General features: G+C 63.7%; 11 protein-coding genes and 1 tRNA gene. 3 read left to right on the top strand and 9 right to left on the bottom strand.

What is annotated here, in order from left to right; all coding sequences use genetic code 11:
• Nucleotides 1-17 precede the first annotated feature (17 nt).
• The 8 genes from IVA96_RS01825 to IVA96_RS01790 all read right to left on the bottom strand — a co-directional run bounded on the left by IVA96_RS01825 (nucleotide 18) and on the right by IVA96_RS01790 (nucleotide 9,634).
• The gene (locus IVA96_RS01825) at nucleotides 18-572 is read right to left on the bottom strand and encodes a nucleoside 2-deoxyribosyltransferase (protein ID WP_247415148.1); all 555 of its coding nucleotides are present in this window, start codon (nucleotides 570-572) and stop codon (nucleotides 18-20) included.
• Between the two features lie 171 nt (nucleotides 573-743).
• Complete coding sequence (gene dxs / locus IVA96_RS01820) at nucleotides 744-2,672, bottom strand: 1-deoxy-D-xylulose-5-phosphate synthase (RefSeq protein WP_247415146.1); 1,929 nt, start codon at nucleotides 2,670-2,672, stop codon at nucleotides 744-746.
• A 579-nt stretch (nucleotides 2,673-3,251) separates the two neighbouring features.
• A complete protein-coding gene (locus tag IVA96_RS01815; RefSeq protein ID WP_008551229.1) occupies nucleotides 3,252-3,503 on the bottom strand; it encodes an exodeoxyribonuclease VII small subunit in 252 nt (83 codons plus the stop codon).
• A 73-nt stretch (nucleotides 3,504-3,576) separates the two neighbouring features.
• Entirely contained in the window at nucleotides 3,577-4,506 is a 930-nt protein-coding gene (locus IVA96_RS01810) for a histone deacetylase family protein (protein ID WP_247415144.1), read from the bottom strand.
• Nucleotides 4,507-4,642: 136 nt separating this feature from the next.
• Complete coding sequence (locus tag IVA96_RS01805) at nucleotides 4,643-6,298, bottom strand: bifunctional metallophosphatase/5'-nucleotidase (protein ID WP_247415142.1); 1,656 nt, start codon at nucleotides 6,296-6,298, stop codon at nucleotides 4,643-4,645.
• A 267-nt stretch (nucleotides 6,299-6,565) separates the two neighbouring features.
• On the bottom strand, nucleotides 6,566-7,324 hold the full coding sequence (locus tag IVA96_RS01800; RefSeq protein WP_247415139.1) for an enoyl-CoA hydratase-related protein: 759 nt from the start codon (nucleotides 7,322-7,324) through the stop codon (nucleotides 6,566-6,568).
• Nucleotides 7,325-7,509: 185 nt separating this feature from the next.
• Complete coding sequence (locus IVA96_RS01795) at nucleotides 7,510-7,692, bottom strand: hypothetical protein (protein WP_247279199.1); 183 nt, start codon at nucleotides 7,690-7,692, stop codon at nucleotides 7,510-7,512.
• Nucleotides 7,693-7,855: 163 nt separating this feature from the next.
• Nucleotides 7,856-9,634 carry an acyl-CoA dehydrogenase gene (locus IVA96_RS01790; RefSeq protein ID WP_247415138.1) on the bottom strand — a complete coding sequence of 593 codons (1,779 nt, stop codon included), beginning with the start codon at nucleotides 9,632-9,634 and terminating at the stop codon, nucleotides 7,856-7,858.
• A 272-nt stretch (nucleotides 9,635-9,906) separates the two neighbouring features.
• On the opposite strand from IVA96_RS01790, the gene IVA96_RS01785 reads away from it, so the two are divergent.
• A tRNA-Gln gene (locus IVA96_RS01785) sits at nucleotides 9,907-9,981 on the top strand.
• 7 nt (nucleotides 9,982-9,988) lie between these two features.
• Here IVA96_RS01785 and IVA96_RS01780 read toward each other — a convergent pair.
• The gene (locus IVA96_RS01780; RefSeq protein WP_247415136.1) at nucleotides 9,989-11,266 is read right to left on the bottom strand and encodes a hypothetical protein; all 1,278 of its coding nucleotides are present in this window, start codon (nucleotides 11,264-11,266) and stop codon (nucleotides 9,989-9,991) included.
• Between the two features lie 754 nt (nucleotides 11,267-12,020).
• Here IVA96_RS01780 and IVA96_RS01775 point away from each other — a divergent pair.
• Together IVA96_RS01775 and IVA96_RS01770 are read left to right on the top strand one after the other, a co-directional pair.
• A complete protein-coding gene (locus IVA96_RS01775) occupies nucleotides 12,021-12,440 on the top strand; it encodes a hypothetical protein (protein WP_247415134.1) in 420 nt (139 codons plus the stop codon).
• Nucleotides 12,440-14,194 (top strand): virulence-associated E family protein, encoded by a 1,755-nt coding sequence (locus IVA96_RS01770; protein ID WP_247415132.1) that lies wholly within the window; start codon nucleotides 12,440-12,442, stop codon nucleotides 14,192-14,194. Before IVA96_RS01775 ends, IVA96_RS01770 begins: the two co-directional genes overlap by 1 nt.
• Nucleotides 14,195-14,469: the final 275 nt, after the last annotated feature.

Genomic DNA, 14,469 nt, shown 5'->3' with positions numbered 1-14,469 from the left:
GGGCACGACTGAGCTGCTTATGTAGCGATCAATCGCGCAGCCGCCATCCGGACGCAAGCCTCGAAAGCGGCGAGATCGTGCCAGACATCGATCGGCATCTCGGCCGGCGTCACCAGCGGGCAGCCATGCCGCTCCAGCGCATGGATCATCATGAGGTTGTCGACGAGGCCGAAATCCTCGACCGTCAGTCCCTGCGCATCGACCAGCCGTCCGTCCTCGGAGGTAACGTCCATGAAACGGCCGACGCGGTCGGCATAGGCGGCGCCGTCATTGGAATAGGCGAGGCAGAGTTTACGCCGCCCGGCCATGTAGCCGAGCTCGTAGACGGTGCCGGGATCGGCGCCTGCGCCGCGGAACGGCGTGAGATTGGCGATGATGGCGTCGGCCTCGTTCATCATCGCCTCGTTGCCACAAAAGATCTGCCGCGAAGCGTCGGGCGCGGCGAGGTCGATCGCGTTGTCGAGCGGATAGAGGCCGGTGAGACCGTGAGCCGTGCAGATATCGATCTTGCGGCGGCCGATCTCGATCGCGTCCGGCAGGAATACGTCGGGGCCTGCAAGATAGATTTTCATGGGAGATAAAGCCCGAAAATCGTGGATCGAGACCCGAGCCGCGGGGCGTGCTCTGCTCCCTCCCCCGCTTGCGGGGAGGGTTGGGGAGAGGGTGTCTTCGATCGAGAACCCCCGAGAGGAAAGAGCCCTCACCCGACGCGTCACCTCTCCCGCAAGCGGGAGAGGTGAGCATCAAGCCAGCTTGACCGTCTCGGCCTTGACGTCCTTGCCGAGCGCTTCGAACACCTTGGCGACGATGCCCTTGGCGTCGAGACCGGCGCGGGCGTACATCGCGGCGGGCGTATCGTGATCCAGGAACACGTCGGGCAGCACCATCGAGCGGAACTTGACCATGCCGGTGTCCAGCACGCCCTGATCGGTCAGGAACTGGGCGACATGCGAGCCGAAGCCGCCGATCGAGCCTTCTTCGATCGTGATCAGGATCTCATGGTCGCGGGCGAGCTTGAGCACCAGCTCGGTGTCGAGCGGCTTCATGAAGCGCGCATCCGCAATCGAGGTCGACAGGCCGTGGGCTGCGAGCTCGTCGGCCGCCTTCTCGCATTCGGCGAGGCGCGTGCCGAACGAGAGCAGGGCGATCTTGCTGCCCTGGCGGATCATGCGGCCCTGGCCGATTTCGAGCGGGATGCCGACCTCGGGCATCTCGATGCCGCGGCCTTCGCCGCGCGGATAGCGCAGCGAGCTCGGACGGTCGTCGATCGCGACCTGCGTCGCCACCATATGCACGAGCTCGGCCTCGTCCGCCGCCGCCATGATCACCATGTTCGGCAGGCAGCCGAGATAGGCGTTGTCGAACGAGCCGGCATGCGTCGCGCCGTCGGCGCCGACCAGGCCTGCGCGGTCGATGGCGAAGCGGACGGGCAGGCTCTGGATTGCGACGTCATGCACGATCTGGTCGTAGCCGCGCTGGAGGAAGGTCGAGTAGATCGCGCAGAACGGCTTGTAGCCTTCGGTCGCAAGACCGGCGGCGAACGTCACCGCATGCTGCTCGGCGATGCCGACGTCGAAGGTGCGGTCGGGGAACGCCTTGTTGAAGATGTCGACGCCAGTGCCCGACGGCATGGCCGCCGTGATGGCGACAATCTTGTCGTCCTTCTGCGCTTCCTTGACGAGGCTCTGGCCGAACACGTTCTGGTAGGCCGGCGCGTTCGGCTTGGCTTTGGCCTGCGTGCCGGTCGCGACGTCGAACTTGACGACGGCGTGGTACTTGTCGGCGGACGCTTCCGCCGGGCCATAGCCCTTGCCCTTCTGCGTCACGACGTGGACCAGGATCGGTCCTTCCTCCATGTCGCGCACGTTCTTCAGCACGGGCAGAAGGTGATCGAGATTGTGACCGTCGATCGGACCGACGTAATAGAAGCCGAGCTCCTCGAACAGCGTGCCGCCATCCATCATGAAGCCGCGGGAGTACTCCTCGACACGGTTGGCGCGGTTGGCAATGATCTTGGGCAGGCGCTTGTTGATCTGCTTGGCCGCATCGCGCAGCGTGCGATAGGTCTTGCCGGAGTAGAGGCGCGACAGATAGGCGCTCATGGCGCCGACCGGCGGCGCGATCGACATGTCGTTGTCGTTGAGGATGACGATCAGGCGCGAGTTCATCGCACCGGCATTGTTCATGGCCTCGTAGGCCATGCCCGCCGACATCGCGCCGTCACCGATCACGGCGATCACGTTGTTCTTGCCGCCAGAGAGATCGCGCGCCACGGCCATGCCGAGGCCGGCCGAGATCGAGGTCGAGGAATGCGCCGCGCCGAACGGATCGTAATCGCTCTCGCTGCGCTTGGTGAAGCCGGACAGGCCGCCGCCGGTGCGCAGCGTGCGGATGCGGTCGCGCCGGCCGGTGAGGATCTTGTGCGGATAGGCCTGATGGCCGACGTCCCAGATCAGCCGGTCGCGCGGCGTGTCGAAGACGTAATGGATCGCGGTCGTGAGTTCGACGACGCCGAGACCCGCGCCGAAGTGACCCCCGGTCACCGAGACGGCATCGATCGTCTCCTGCCGCAGCTCGTCGGCGACCTGGCGAACCTGCTCGATCTTCAGCTTGCGCAGGTCTTCCGGCGTCCGGATGGTGTCGAGAAGCGGCGTTTTACTGTATGCGTTCACGGCGATTTCCAATTTGTCAGCGCCGGAAGGTCATTCCGGTGCGCGATGGGTTTGCTCAATATCGGCGCAGCGCGAGTCCTCAAACCGTCGGAGCCACCTGCATGGGGCAAGCCCCGTCTTCAGCTTAGGTAAGCTTAAGTGCGCTCCGGTTCAGTCTCTGTGATCCCTGTCACTTAGATCGGCTTCGCCCGTCCCAGCCAATTCTTTAGCAGTTTGAAGCCCTTGTCGTCGGTAATCAATGCCCACGCAAGGCTTACAAAAAGCCACACTCCGCGCAGCTTTACACCAAACCTTGGGCCAAAGCCAACCCGCTGGGCCGATTGGGGGTATGCAGGTGCAGCCGGCGGGCCGGAGTGGTTAACTGCGGCCCGTGACGCAGGGTTCCGGGCCTGCCGGATCCTTCGCGGGCTTTTTTGGCCAGAATCGGGTCTTTTTTGGTCTCTCAGGACCCGGATTCCGGTACCGGCCGCACCGGCTGGAGCCCACGTTCATGGACGGCGAGGGTGCGATCACGAAAGGTGCAGCTACGCTCCAAACCTGCCCTATTACAGCGGTCAGAAACCGAGGGAGGCCTTTAGCTTACTGGACGTCGAGCGGCGCGGTGCCGGTGGCCTGGCCGCTGGCATCGGTGGTGATCTTGTCGACCCGCGCCTCGGCCTGCCGCAGTAGATCCTCGCAGCGGCGCTTCAGGGCCTCGCCGCGCTCATAGATCGTCACGGATTCCTCGAGCGGCACCTTGCCGTCTTCGAGCCGCTTCACGATCGTTTCGAGTTCCTCGATCGCGCGCTCGAAGGTGAGCCTGGAGACGTCGATTTGGGTGTTTTCGGCCATATCCGTTTCCGATTGCCCGGTTCGCTTCACATGAGAAAAAGCAGAATTTTGCGGGCTTAATGTGGCGGGTGCGTCACGCGCCCATCAGGGCGCCGACATGCGCCGTAACAGATTCTTTCAGTCCTTGCAGGTCATAGCCGCCCTCGAGCACCGAAACAATGCGGCCTCCTGCGGTCTTGTCGGCGAGGTCCATCAGCTTGCGGGTCACCCAGGCATAGTCCTCGGCGCGCAGGTTCAGCGAGGCGAGCGGGTCGCGGTAATGCGCGTCGAAACCTGCTGAGATGACGAGCAGCTCGGGGCTGAATTTTTCGAGCTGCGGCAGGATCAGATGCTCGAACGCGGAACGGAATTCCGGCCCGCCGTCCTCCGAGGCGAGTGGCGCATTGACGATGGTGTCGTGGTCGCCGCGCTCGCTCTTGGCGCCGGTGCCCGGGAACAGCGGCATCTGGTGCGTCGAGCAGTACATCACGGTCGGGTCCGACCAGAAGATGTCCTGCGTGCCGTTGCCGTGATGCACGTCGAAATCGACGATCGCTGCGCGCTTGATGCCGTATTTGCGCTGCGCATGGCGCGCCGCGATAGCGACATTGTCGAAGAAGCAGAAGCCCATCGGCTTGCCGATCTCGGCGTGATGTCCGGGCGGGCGCACCGCGACGAAGGCGTTGCGATGCTGGCCGGTCATCACCGCTTCGGTTGCCGCGACCGCGCCGCCGACGCCGCGCATCACCGCTTCCCAGGTGCCCGGCGACATCGAGGTGTCGCCGTCGATGTAGACTTGGCCGCTGGTCGGCGCGATGTGGCGCAACTCGGTGACGTAATGCTCGTTGTGGCACAGCGTGACCAGATCGAGATCACCCTCCGGGGCCGGGTCGCGCACCAGAAACTGGAAACGCTCGTGCGACAGCGCTTCCTCCACCGCGCGCAGGCGATCCGGCCTTTCAGGATGTCCCGGCGGAGTGACGTGGTCGAGGCAGGCCTTGTGGGAGAGGAGAAGCGTGCTCATCAGGTCGGCCTCATGGGATGCGGGCTCTTGGCGTCGCTTGGCGCATCCGGCGCCAAAACGCAAATGCAAAACCCAAATCTAGGCGTTTGGGCGGCAATGGCAAAGGGCGGTCCCGGGCCGGCCCGTTCGATCCGGATCAATTCAGGCGCAGGATGCGGGTAGGCGGCAGCGGTCCAATCGGCCCATGCGCTCGGAAGAACGCGAACAGCGCGTCGGCGTCGTAACCGCCATACTGTGGCGCGGTGCCCTGTTTGGCGACGGTAAAGCCGTCGCCGCCGACGGCGAGGTAATCGTTGAGGGTGACGCGGTAGCTGCTTCCAGCTTCGATCGGCTTGCCGCCAAGACTCATCCTGTCGGCGATCACGCGCTCGCCGAATGGCTTCGCCGCATCCCAGGCATAGCTGAACCCGTTCGACACTTGGAGGATCCGTGGCCGCTTCGGGTCCAACCATTGCTGCTCGAGCAAGTCCTTGAGCTGGCGGCCCGTGAGCGTCATGGTGACGAGGCGGTTGCGAAACGGCTGGCTGGCGAAGACATCGCCGAATGTGATCGCGCCGTTCTCCTTGGGAACGATGTCGGTGCGGATGCCGCCGGGATTGGTGAGCGCGATCACGGCGCCGCCCTCCTTGGCATCGCGGGTTGCAAGCAATTGCGCATCGGCAATGACGTCGCCGAGCGCGCTTTCGCCGGCCTCGTTCGGAATGCGCGACAGCGTCTGCGTCACCGATCCGGCCGGCCGGTTGGCGATCGGCGCCGACAGCTTGTCGTACGCCTCGATCAGCGCGGTCTGGTCCGGATCTTTCGCAAGCGAGGCATTGGCGACGATGACGTTCTCGGCCCTGGCGCTGACGATGTCGCGGCTTGCGGGATCGAGCTTGACGTCGATCGCGGTGACCAGCGTGCCGTATTTGTCGCCGCTGGTGACGAGGCGTCCATCGATATCGCAGACATAGGCGCGGTGGGTGTGGCCGCTGACGACGATGTCGACGGCCCGGTCGAATTTCTTCACGATGTCGACGATCGGACCCGAGATGCCGGGACATTCGTTGTAGTCGCCGGTGGGCTCGCCGCCTTCGTGGATCAGCACGACGATCGCTTCCACCCCACGCCCCTTCAATTGCGGCACGAGCGCATTGACTGTCTCGGCTTCGTCGCGAAATTCGAGACCGGCGATGCCGGCGGGCGAGACGATGCCGGCAGTGCCCTTCAGCGTCAGTCCGATGAAGCCGACGGGAACGCCGTCGAACTCCCTGATCTCGTACGGCGGCAGCACGCTGTTGCCGGTCGCGGTCTCGATGGTCGAGGCCGCGAGATAGTGGAATTTGGCGCCCGTGAAGGGATGCGGCCCCTGGCAGCCGTCGACCGGATGGCAGCCGCCGTTCTGCATCCGCAAGAGCTCGGCCTTGCCCTCGTCGAATTCGTGATTGCCGATCGAACTAATCGCAAGACCCATCTTCGAGAGCGACTCGATTGAAGGCTCGTCGTGAAACATCGCCGACAGGAACGGGCTCGCGCCGATCAGATCGCCTGCGGCGACGAAGATCGTGTTCCTGTGTCCATCGCGCAGCTGCTTCACCAGCGTCGCCATGTATTCGGCGCCGCCGGCCGCCACCATCACCTTCCTGGCCTTGTCCTCGGGATCATTGATGCGAATGCCCCCTGGCGAAGGCCGCAGATTGCCGTGGAAATCGTTGATCGCGAGGATGCGCAGCTCGACCGGGGCTGCGGTCTCGGCTGAGGCGGGGAGGGTGCTGGCGAGAGCGAGGGCGGCAAGGATGGATCGGTATCGCATGGAACGAGATTAGTCGGTCCGCGCAAAGATTTCACGAAACTCTTTTGTTGAAGCACCGCGCGTGCCGCACGCTCCCGCCCGCCCCTTGAGGGGGCAGGTCGGTTCGCATGAAATGCGAACCGGGGCGGGGCGACAGACCATCCCGTGAGCAGGTGCTGGCGAGGTTCGTATCCCGGCGAGAGTCTTCGTGCGGCTCACCCCACCCCGCCCGCGCTTCGCGCGAGCGACCCTCCCCCTCCAGGGGAGGGTGACAGCCGAGTGCTCGCCCTACCGCTTTTTCCTGTTCGCAAACGCGCTGAACGCAGCAATCGCCTCTTCCGACTTGAGCCGCTCGCCGAACAAATGGGCTTCCTGGTCGATGCGGCGGGTCAACTCCTCCGGCGCGGCGCGCAGCAGTCTGCGCGAGGTCGCGACCGCCTCGGCCGGCAGCCGGCAGATCTCGCGCGCCACCTTGCGCGCCTCGACCTCGGTGTGTCCGGGCGAGACCACGGTGTTGACGAAGCCTGCGGCATGCGCCTCCGCGGCGGAAAAAGTCCGTCCCATCACCAGCATCGCGAAGGCGCGCTGGTAGCCCATCGTGTTCGGCACCAGCAGGCTGGCCGCGCCGACCGGGACGAGCCCGAGATGGATGTAGGGCGCGGAGAAGGTTGCAGCGTTCGAGGCGAGCACATAGTCGCAGTGGAACAACATCACGGTGCCCATGCCGATCGAGACGCCGTCCACGGCCGCGATGATCGGCTTGGCATTGAGGGCGAGCGAATAGAGAAACTTGGCCCCGTTCGACAGCATTTCGGGGTGCGAGGCGTCGGCCTTCAGGAAATCCTCGATGTCGTCGCCGGCAGTGAACACGCCGGAGCCACCGGTGATGATCATGCAGCGGATATCAGGGTTGTTCTGCGCGGTGTCGATCGCGCGGCTCATCTCCTGATACATGTCCTGCGTGATCGCGTTCTTCTTGCTCGGACGACGCAGGGTGATCACGCGCGTTCCACGCTCTTCGGTGACGACGATATTGCCATTCGGCATGAGAGCCCCCTGCGGTCGCCGCGGCGCTTGCCTTTGGCGTGTCTCACGAAAGGTCAGCCTACATCATCTTGCAGGCGTGCCAATGCGCTGCTCAAGCTTTTCGATCCCGATCTTGTGTCGTCAGCACAGGCCGCCGGCCGCATCGTCACGCGCTGTCGCGCGTTGCAACATTGGGCTACAATGGTTCACTTGAAAAACTGCTGGTTGTGGGGCATGATCGCGCCTGGTGCCGTTTCCTTTGACTGATTGCTCGATCGATGATTGCCGCAGCGGCTGTCGCTGACCGGCAGCATCGGCTTCCGTTCCGCGATGCTGACCGCCACGCTCGCGATAATGGGGCTGGTGTTGCGGGTGGTCGTGACGTTCATCGGTCGGCCCGCCGGGACCTCGCTGGCATCGGCGGGACATCCGTCCGGTGACGATGCGGCCGCACCGAGCCACTCGCGAATTAAGGGAAGGTCCTCGTCAAAAACGCGGTGCCGTCCCGACGAAGGCCGGGACACATTGGTTGTGGGGCAGGCAGCCGCCGCCTTATCCCAGCAGCACCGCATCCGCCGCCGCAACCGATTCCGCGCTCTCCGTCACCGTGCGCTCGAGCGAAGGCGCCTGCACGGTGATGTTCTCGGCGAAGAAGCGGGCGAGCGAGACATAACGTGCGGCGTCCGTGATGCCGTCGGCCTTGGCGGCGAGCGCTTCGGAGGCCAGCATGCAGCCGCCGAGCGTGGCGCCGAACTGCTGCAAATAGGGCGTAGCTCCCGCGAGCGCCTCGTTCGGTGCGGACGCAACCCGCTCCAAAAGCCATTTGCTGGTGCGCGTCAGCGCGTCCAGCGCCTCGCGCAGCTTGGTGGCCGTGGTGCCGAAGGCGGGATCGTTGGAAGCCTCGACCTGGCTGACGGTGGCCGAGAGCTCGTCGAGCAGCGCCCATACCGACGCGCCGCCATTGGCCGCGAGCTTGCGCGTGACGAGGTCGATCGCCTGGATGCCGTTGGTGCCTTCGTAGATCGCGGTGATGCGGGCATCGCGATAATGCTGCGCCGCGCCGGTCTCCTCGATGAAGCCCATGCCGCCATGGACCTGCACGCCGAGATAGGCGACCTCGTTGCCGATGTCGGTGGAATAACCCTTGGCGATCGGCGTCAGCAGCGCCGCGCGTGCGGCCGCATCGGCCCGCACCTTCGCGTCGTTGGCGCGGGTGGACACGTCGATCGCGACCGCGGTCGCATAGCAGATGGTGCGCGCCGCGGCGGTCTGCGCCCGCATCCGCATCAGCATGCGCTTGACGTCGGGATGAACGAAGATCGCATCCGCGCCGTCGCCCTTGTTGCCGACGGCGCGGCCCTGCTTGCGCTCCTGGGCGTAGGACAGCGCCTGCTGGTAGGCGCGATCGGCGACTCCGACGCCCTCCAGGCCGACGCCGAGGCGGGCCTGGTTCATCATCGTGAACATGCAGCGCATGCCCTGGTTCTCTTCGCCGATCAGGAACCCGATCGCCCCGCCGTGATCGCCCATGGTCATGGTGCAGGTCGGCGAAGCATGGATGCCGAGCTTGTGCTCGACGCCGCTCGCATAGATGTCGTTGCGCTGCCCCAGTGAGCCATCTTCGTTGACCATGAACTTCGGCACGAGGAACAGCGAGATCCCCTTGGTGCCGGCGGGCGCGTCAGGCAGGCGCGCCAGCACGAAATGCACGATGTTGTCGGTCATGTCGTGCTCGCCATAGGTGATGAAGATCTTCGTCCCCTTGATGCGATAGGTGCCGTCGGCCTGCCGCTCGGCGCGGGTGCGCAGCGCGCCGACGTCGGAGCCGGCCTGCGGCTCGGTGAGCTGCATCGTGCCGGTCCATACGCCGGAGACGAGCTTCTCAAGATAGATCTTTTTCAGCTCGTCGCTGCCATGTGCCTCCAGCGCCTCGATCGCGGAGGCCGTCAGCAGCGGGCAGAGCCCGAAGGCGACATTGGCTGCGCTCCAGATCTCGGTGCAGGCGGCGTTGATCGCGAGCGGCAGGCCCTGGCCGCCAAAGCCTTCCGGCCCCGAGACGGCGTTCCAGCCGCCCTCGGTCCAACGCTTGTAGGCATCCGGCCAGCCCGGCGCGGTCGTGACCTTGCCGTCGCTCAGCTTGATGCCGTGCTCGTCGCCGACGCGGTTGAGCGGCGCCAGCACGTCGGACGCGAACTTCCCCGCTTCCTCCAGCACGGCCGCGACAATGTCGGCGTCGAAATCGCCGTAATGGCCGGCCGCCACGGCGGCCTTGAGCCCCGCGCCGTGGTTGAGCGACAGCAGCATGTCAGAGATCGGCGCGCGGTAGGTCATGGCTCACTCCCGTGGACAAATATTGGTGCCGTATTCCCATGAAACGGGGGCGGTCTCAATGGCGGGAACGGATGGCGCTGGCCGGCGGGGGGCCCGGCGGTTGTCGGGCCTCATAATAGAGTAGAGCGAGACGCGGATCCTTCGGCCGGTCTTCCCAGGCCGCGGTATTTTGCCCCTCCAGACGGTTGAAATGCCGCCCCGCTCCCTATAGACCGGCTGCGACCCGAGGGAATCTGCGGTAGCCAGTTCTTCCGCCCGCCCCGGTCACCAGTTGGGGCGTAGCCAAGCGGTAAGGCAGCGGATTTTGATTCCGCCATTCGGAGGTTCGATCCCTCCCGCCCCAGCCAGTTGATATTACGTCGAAATCTTTCTTTGTTCAGGGGCGCCATTCCGAACGGTTTCCGGTGCCTCATTCCGAATGGATTCCCCCGGTTCGTTCTGTTCTGCCAATCGGTGCGCGTGGCGCTTGCGCGTCGCGGACAGCATGCGCTTGGCGGTGCGCTTGGCGTAACCCTCGTAGGACTGCTGGGTCTTGTGCGTTGACAGCGCGCGACCCTGGCCGTCCGTCAACTCCGCTTCCTCCAGTTCGGTCATGCCGCCATGCCGGCAAGCGTCCATGGTGAAGTGCGCCGGAAGGCCGAGCTTCTTGCGCATGCGCTGGACCTTGTGTTGCATCGTCGGGAAGGCGAACGGCTTGGCAATGCCTTCTGACACCTCGCGCAGTATCATTGACACACCGCGTCGCGGCACTGCTGCCAACACTTCCTCCGCGTCAGCGTAGAACTTAAATACAGTGCCATCAGGTAGCGTTTCCTCAAGAGGGTGAGGGGCGACGGTGCCGGTCTTGTGATGAGCCACCCGGACGATCGTCGGCGCGCTCGGGGCGCGGTAGTCGCTCCATTTGATGTGACCGGCGATGACGTTCTCGGGGCGCTGTAGCCACTCGAAGCAGATCACGGCCACGGCGGCAATTTCGGGCTCACCAGCGGCGATGCAGCCGTGTGCAAAGTCATAGACGTCGTCGCGCGTGACTGCCGGCTTCGCTTTCTTCACGCGGTTTTCGAGTGTGACGCCCAACCAGGGGTTCGGCACGTCCTTTGCGAATTCGTCGGGGAACAGCCGGTGCACAACACGCCACGCCTTGCGGCATAACTTCACGACCTTCTCGGCCGTGCGATCGCGACGGCCGTTCGGGCCAATGACTATTTTCTGATAGAGCTTATCCGCACCGCGTGGCGTGATGGTCCTGATCGGCCTCGACCCAACTCTGTCTCCGCTTTTCGTCAGAGCGTCGCAAAGCAGGGCCATTGCCCATTCATAGTCTCGTCGTGATCGAACAGCGACTTTCTTGGTGTAGGCCAAGCTGTGTTTGTATTCGCGGAATAGCCAATCAACGGTCCCGATCTTCGGCGCTGCTGGTGTCTCGATCGGCTGACCCTTGCGCTGCTGATCCCACTCATCGAACAGCCCGTTGAGGGTGCTTGCCTTCTCGCACGCGAGCGCGAAATCCAATCCCAGAGGCTCGCTCGGGACGGGGCACTTCATGCCTCGGTATTTGGTCGGCACCTCGTAGTAAAACGACGTTGCGCCGGATTTCAGCCTCTTGATCCGAACATGGCGGGGGAGCTGCAACGTCACAAATCCTCTGCGATGTCGCCTGGCACGCCCGGGGCTATCGCCGCGTCCAGATCGTCCCTCAGCCATAGTTTTCGCCGCCCTTCCAGTACGCGTGGCTGAGGGTATTCCTTCCCAACCCGCTGCAAGAATGCCTCTATCGTGGATTCCCCGCAATAGCCTGCTGCAAATGCTGCGGGCATGCGGCGCGGCCATGACCCCGGCGGGATGGCGGCTGGTCGGGTGCGGCTCACATTGTTCTCCGGTCGGTCGAGGCCAATCGAGGCACTCATGACCGGAGATAGTTGTTTTCTATAATCGGCATGAACCAACCAACCGAAATTATAAGAAGCAACTATCTCGCGATATTCAACACGGGTCTTAACCTCGGAGCCGACACCGATGAACAACCCGCATCAAGCCGCACGGTATTTCTCACGCAAGGAGGCGTCCAACTACCTGTTGGAGCGTCATGGCGTAAAGCGTTCGTACATCTACCTCGCGACACTTGCGAGCAAAGGGGGGGGCCCGTCTTTCGTAAGGACGGGCCTTCCCGCGTGATCTACACGGACGCCGACCTCGACGCCTATGCCGCCTCGGTTCTGTCCAAACCGATGCGGTCCACCAGCGAAGCCGCCTGATCCGCATCCTGGGGCAAAGAAAAGCCCCGGCTTCGTTTCCGAAACCAGGGCGGTACCGCGTTTAGATCGTGATTGGCGTTGCGATCTATACAACAAGGCTCCGCTCGATGCAACCAAGCACGAGCAAGATCATGTTGCAAACCATAGAGCGCGAACGAGGCGCACAGCGAATTAGTATGCCGCTCGCTTGTCGAGGGGCCGAACGGATTGCGAGCACCGATCCGAACGATTTCAAGGCCGCGCAATGGCAGCTTTGCCCGAACGCTGTCGTTTTTGAAACTCGCGGCGATTGCGTCATCATCGACGGCGCAGGCCGACCGATCGCCCGCGTCTTTGCGGATGAGAGCACCGAAGTTCTTTCGCCTGATGCAAAAATTAACGCGGTTGATCTCACTCCTGCACTTCTTCATTACGATTTTGGGCTGCCTCCCGGACAGCGAGCGCGTAAGAAGATCGTTGCGTACATTGATAAGTACGGGCTGGCTCCTGAACTACGGCGGCGGCGAGAGCTCTTACGGTGCGGTAAGCTTGCCGGGGGCTGGGGGCTATAATGAACGCCCCTTTTGATGTTTTCCCGCTCTATGGGTTGGAGACACTCGGCGATGCAAAGCAAGTAATCGTCGTCGGCGGCGAGAAGTGCCGCGACGCGCTCGCTGGCGAGACGGGCCGGGTTGTCGTGTCCTGGGCGGGCGGTACGCAAGGCGTGAAGCATACCGACTGGTCGCCACTCTCGGGGCGCAACGTCGTTATCTGGCCGGAGGCCGACGCGCCGGGCCTCGGGACCGCGAACGAGATTGCGGGGATGTTGATCGGCATCAATGCGACCGTGCGCGTGATGGATGTCATGCGCGACGCTCCGCCGAATGGGTGGGACGTGGCCGATGCGATCCGCGACGGGTGGGACAAGGCGCGGCTCGATACCTTTATGCGCGAGACCGTCCGCCCGTGGACGCCGCCCAAGCCGCCAGCGCCGGCCGTGCTGGCTGGAGAGACTGCCATCCCTGCCGGTCCTTCCGTGCAGGCCGCTATTGCAAGGCCCGTGCGCGTGTCGGACGTGACTGAGTTTAAACGGGCGGATAATCAGAACGGCCGCGTCAGCCAGATACTCGGGGTCGAGCGGTTTGACGTCGAGATCGAAGCGTGGCTTGAGGGTCGCGGGTGGTTCGTGAAGCTTAACCGTCTGTCGGGTGAGCTTGAAATCCACCTTGCGGGCGGCATCGTCCCCATGACGGATGAGCGCCTCGCCGAAATCCGCTTCACAGTCGCGTATGCCGCCAACGGCAAGGAGCCGGCGAAGGACAAGATCGCTGACGCGGTGGCGCTGATTGGTGAGCGGTGCTCCTATCACCCCGTTCGCGACTATCTCGCCAGCCTCCGCTGGGACGGCGTCGAGCGCCTGGATGAATGGCTCGTGAAGTATGCCGGGGCGGAAGACACGCCGCTCAATCGGGCATTCGGCCGCAAAATTCTGTCTGCCGCTGTGCGTCGCGTAATGCAGCCCGGCTGCAAGTTTGACGCCATGCTTGTCTTGGAGGGTGCTCAGGACTTGGGAAAGTCCTCTCTCATCCGCACGCTGTGTCATGACGAAAACTGGTTCACCGATCAGCTTGAAGTCGGCGCTGACGCCAAGGCCACGATTGAGAAGACGTCCGGCTCTTGGATCATCGAAATGCCCGAGCTGGATGGGATGGGCCGCCGCGACACAAATCGCGTGAAATCGTTCATCACGACGACGCGGGATCGTTCCAGGCTGGCATATGGCCGCTACGCCGTGACGCGGGACCGACAATTCGTCCTTTTCGGTACCACCAACGAAAGCCAATACCTGTCCGATCTCACCGGCAATCGCCGGTTCTGGATTGTCAGGGCGAGCCACATCGACCCTCCCGGCCTCGCGGAAGCTCGCGATCAGCTGTGGGCCGAGGCTGCCGCTGCGGAACCCAATGAAAATCTCTGGTTGGATGAGATCGACCTGAAATCGGCCGCCGCGAAAATTACTCGCGATGCCTCCGATTTTGGTCCATGGCTGGAGCTTCTGGGGAGCCGTATTCCGGACGTGCCACTGAAGATCAAGGTCGTTGATGCTTGGAAGCTGGTCGGGTTCGATAGTCCCGAGAGCATCAACAAGCTTACCAAGGTGCATCACGCGCACATGAGGGCAGCCATGACCGGGCTCGGTTTCGATCGGAAGGATGGCGGTATCCGCGACGCGCTCGGAAGGACCGTGAAGGCATATGTTCGCGGCGATCTCCACGAAGCCGCGTGGTGGTCCCCAAGCGATCCATCCCCAGCGCCGAACTGGTAACAGACACCTCCATCCGTGCGGCCGACGTCAACCGGCAGGGCAAGCCCATGCCGGTTTTCTTGCGCTTGAGCGCTACTTCTTTTTGACCCCGTGAGTTTTCAGATGGAAAGTCGGCGAGGCGGTGTCGTTCCACTCCGCCATCACCTTACCGCAGTCTTCGCACGTGGCCTTGTCGTGGTCTCGCGCTGGGAAGCGTCGGATCGTGACGGCATAGATCGCCCCGCAGTGTGGGCAGGTGAAATCCTCACCGGGACCAGTTTTCCAAGTCTGTACCA

This window comes from Bradyrhizobium sp. 159 (genome assembly GCF_023073795.1).
Taxonomy (GTDB): Bacteria; Pseudomonadota; Alphaproteobacteria; order Rhizobiales; family Xanthobacteraceae; genus Bradyrhizobium.
This window is presented reverse-complemented; position numbering and strand designations above follow the sequence as displayed.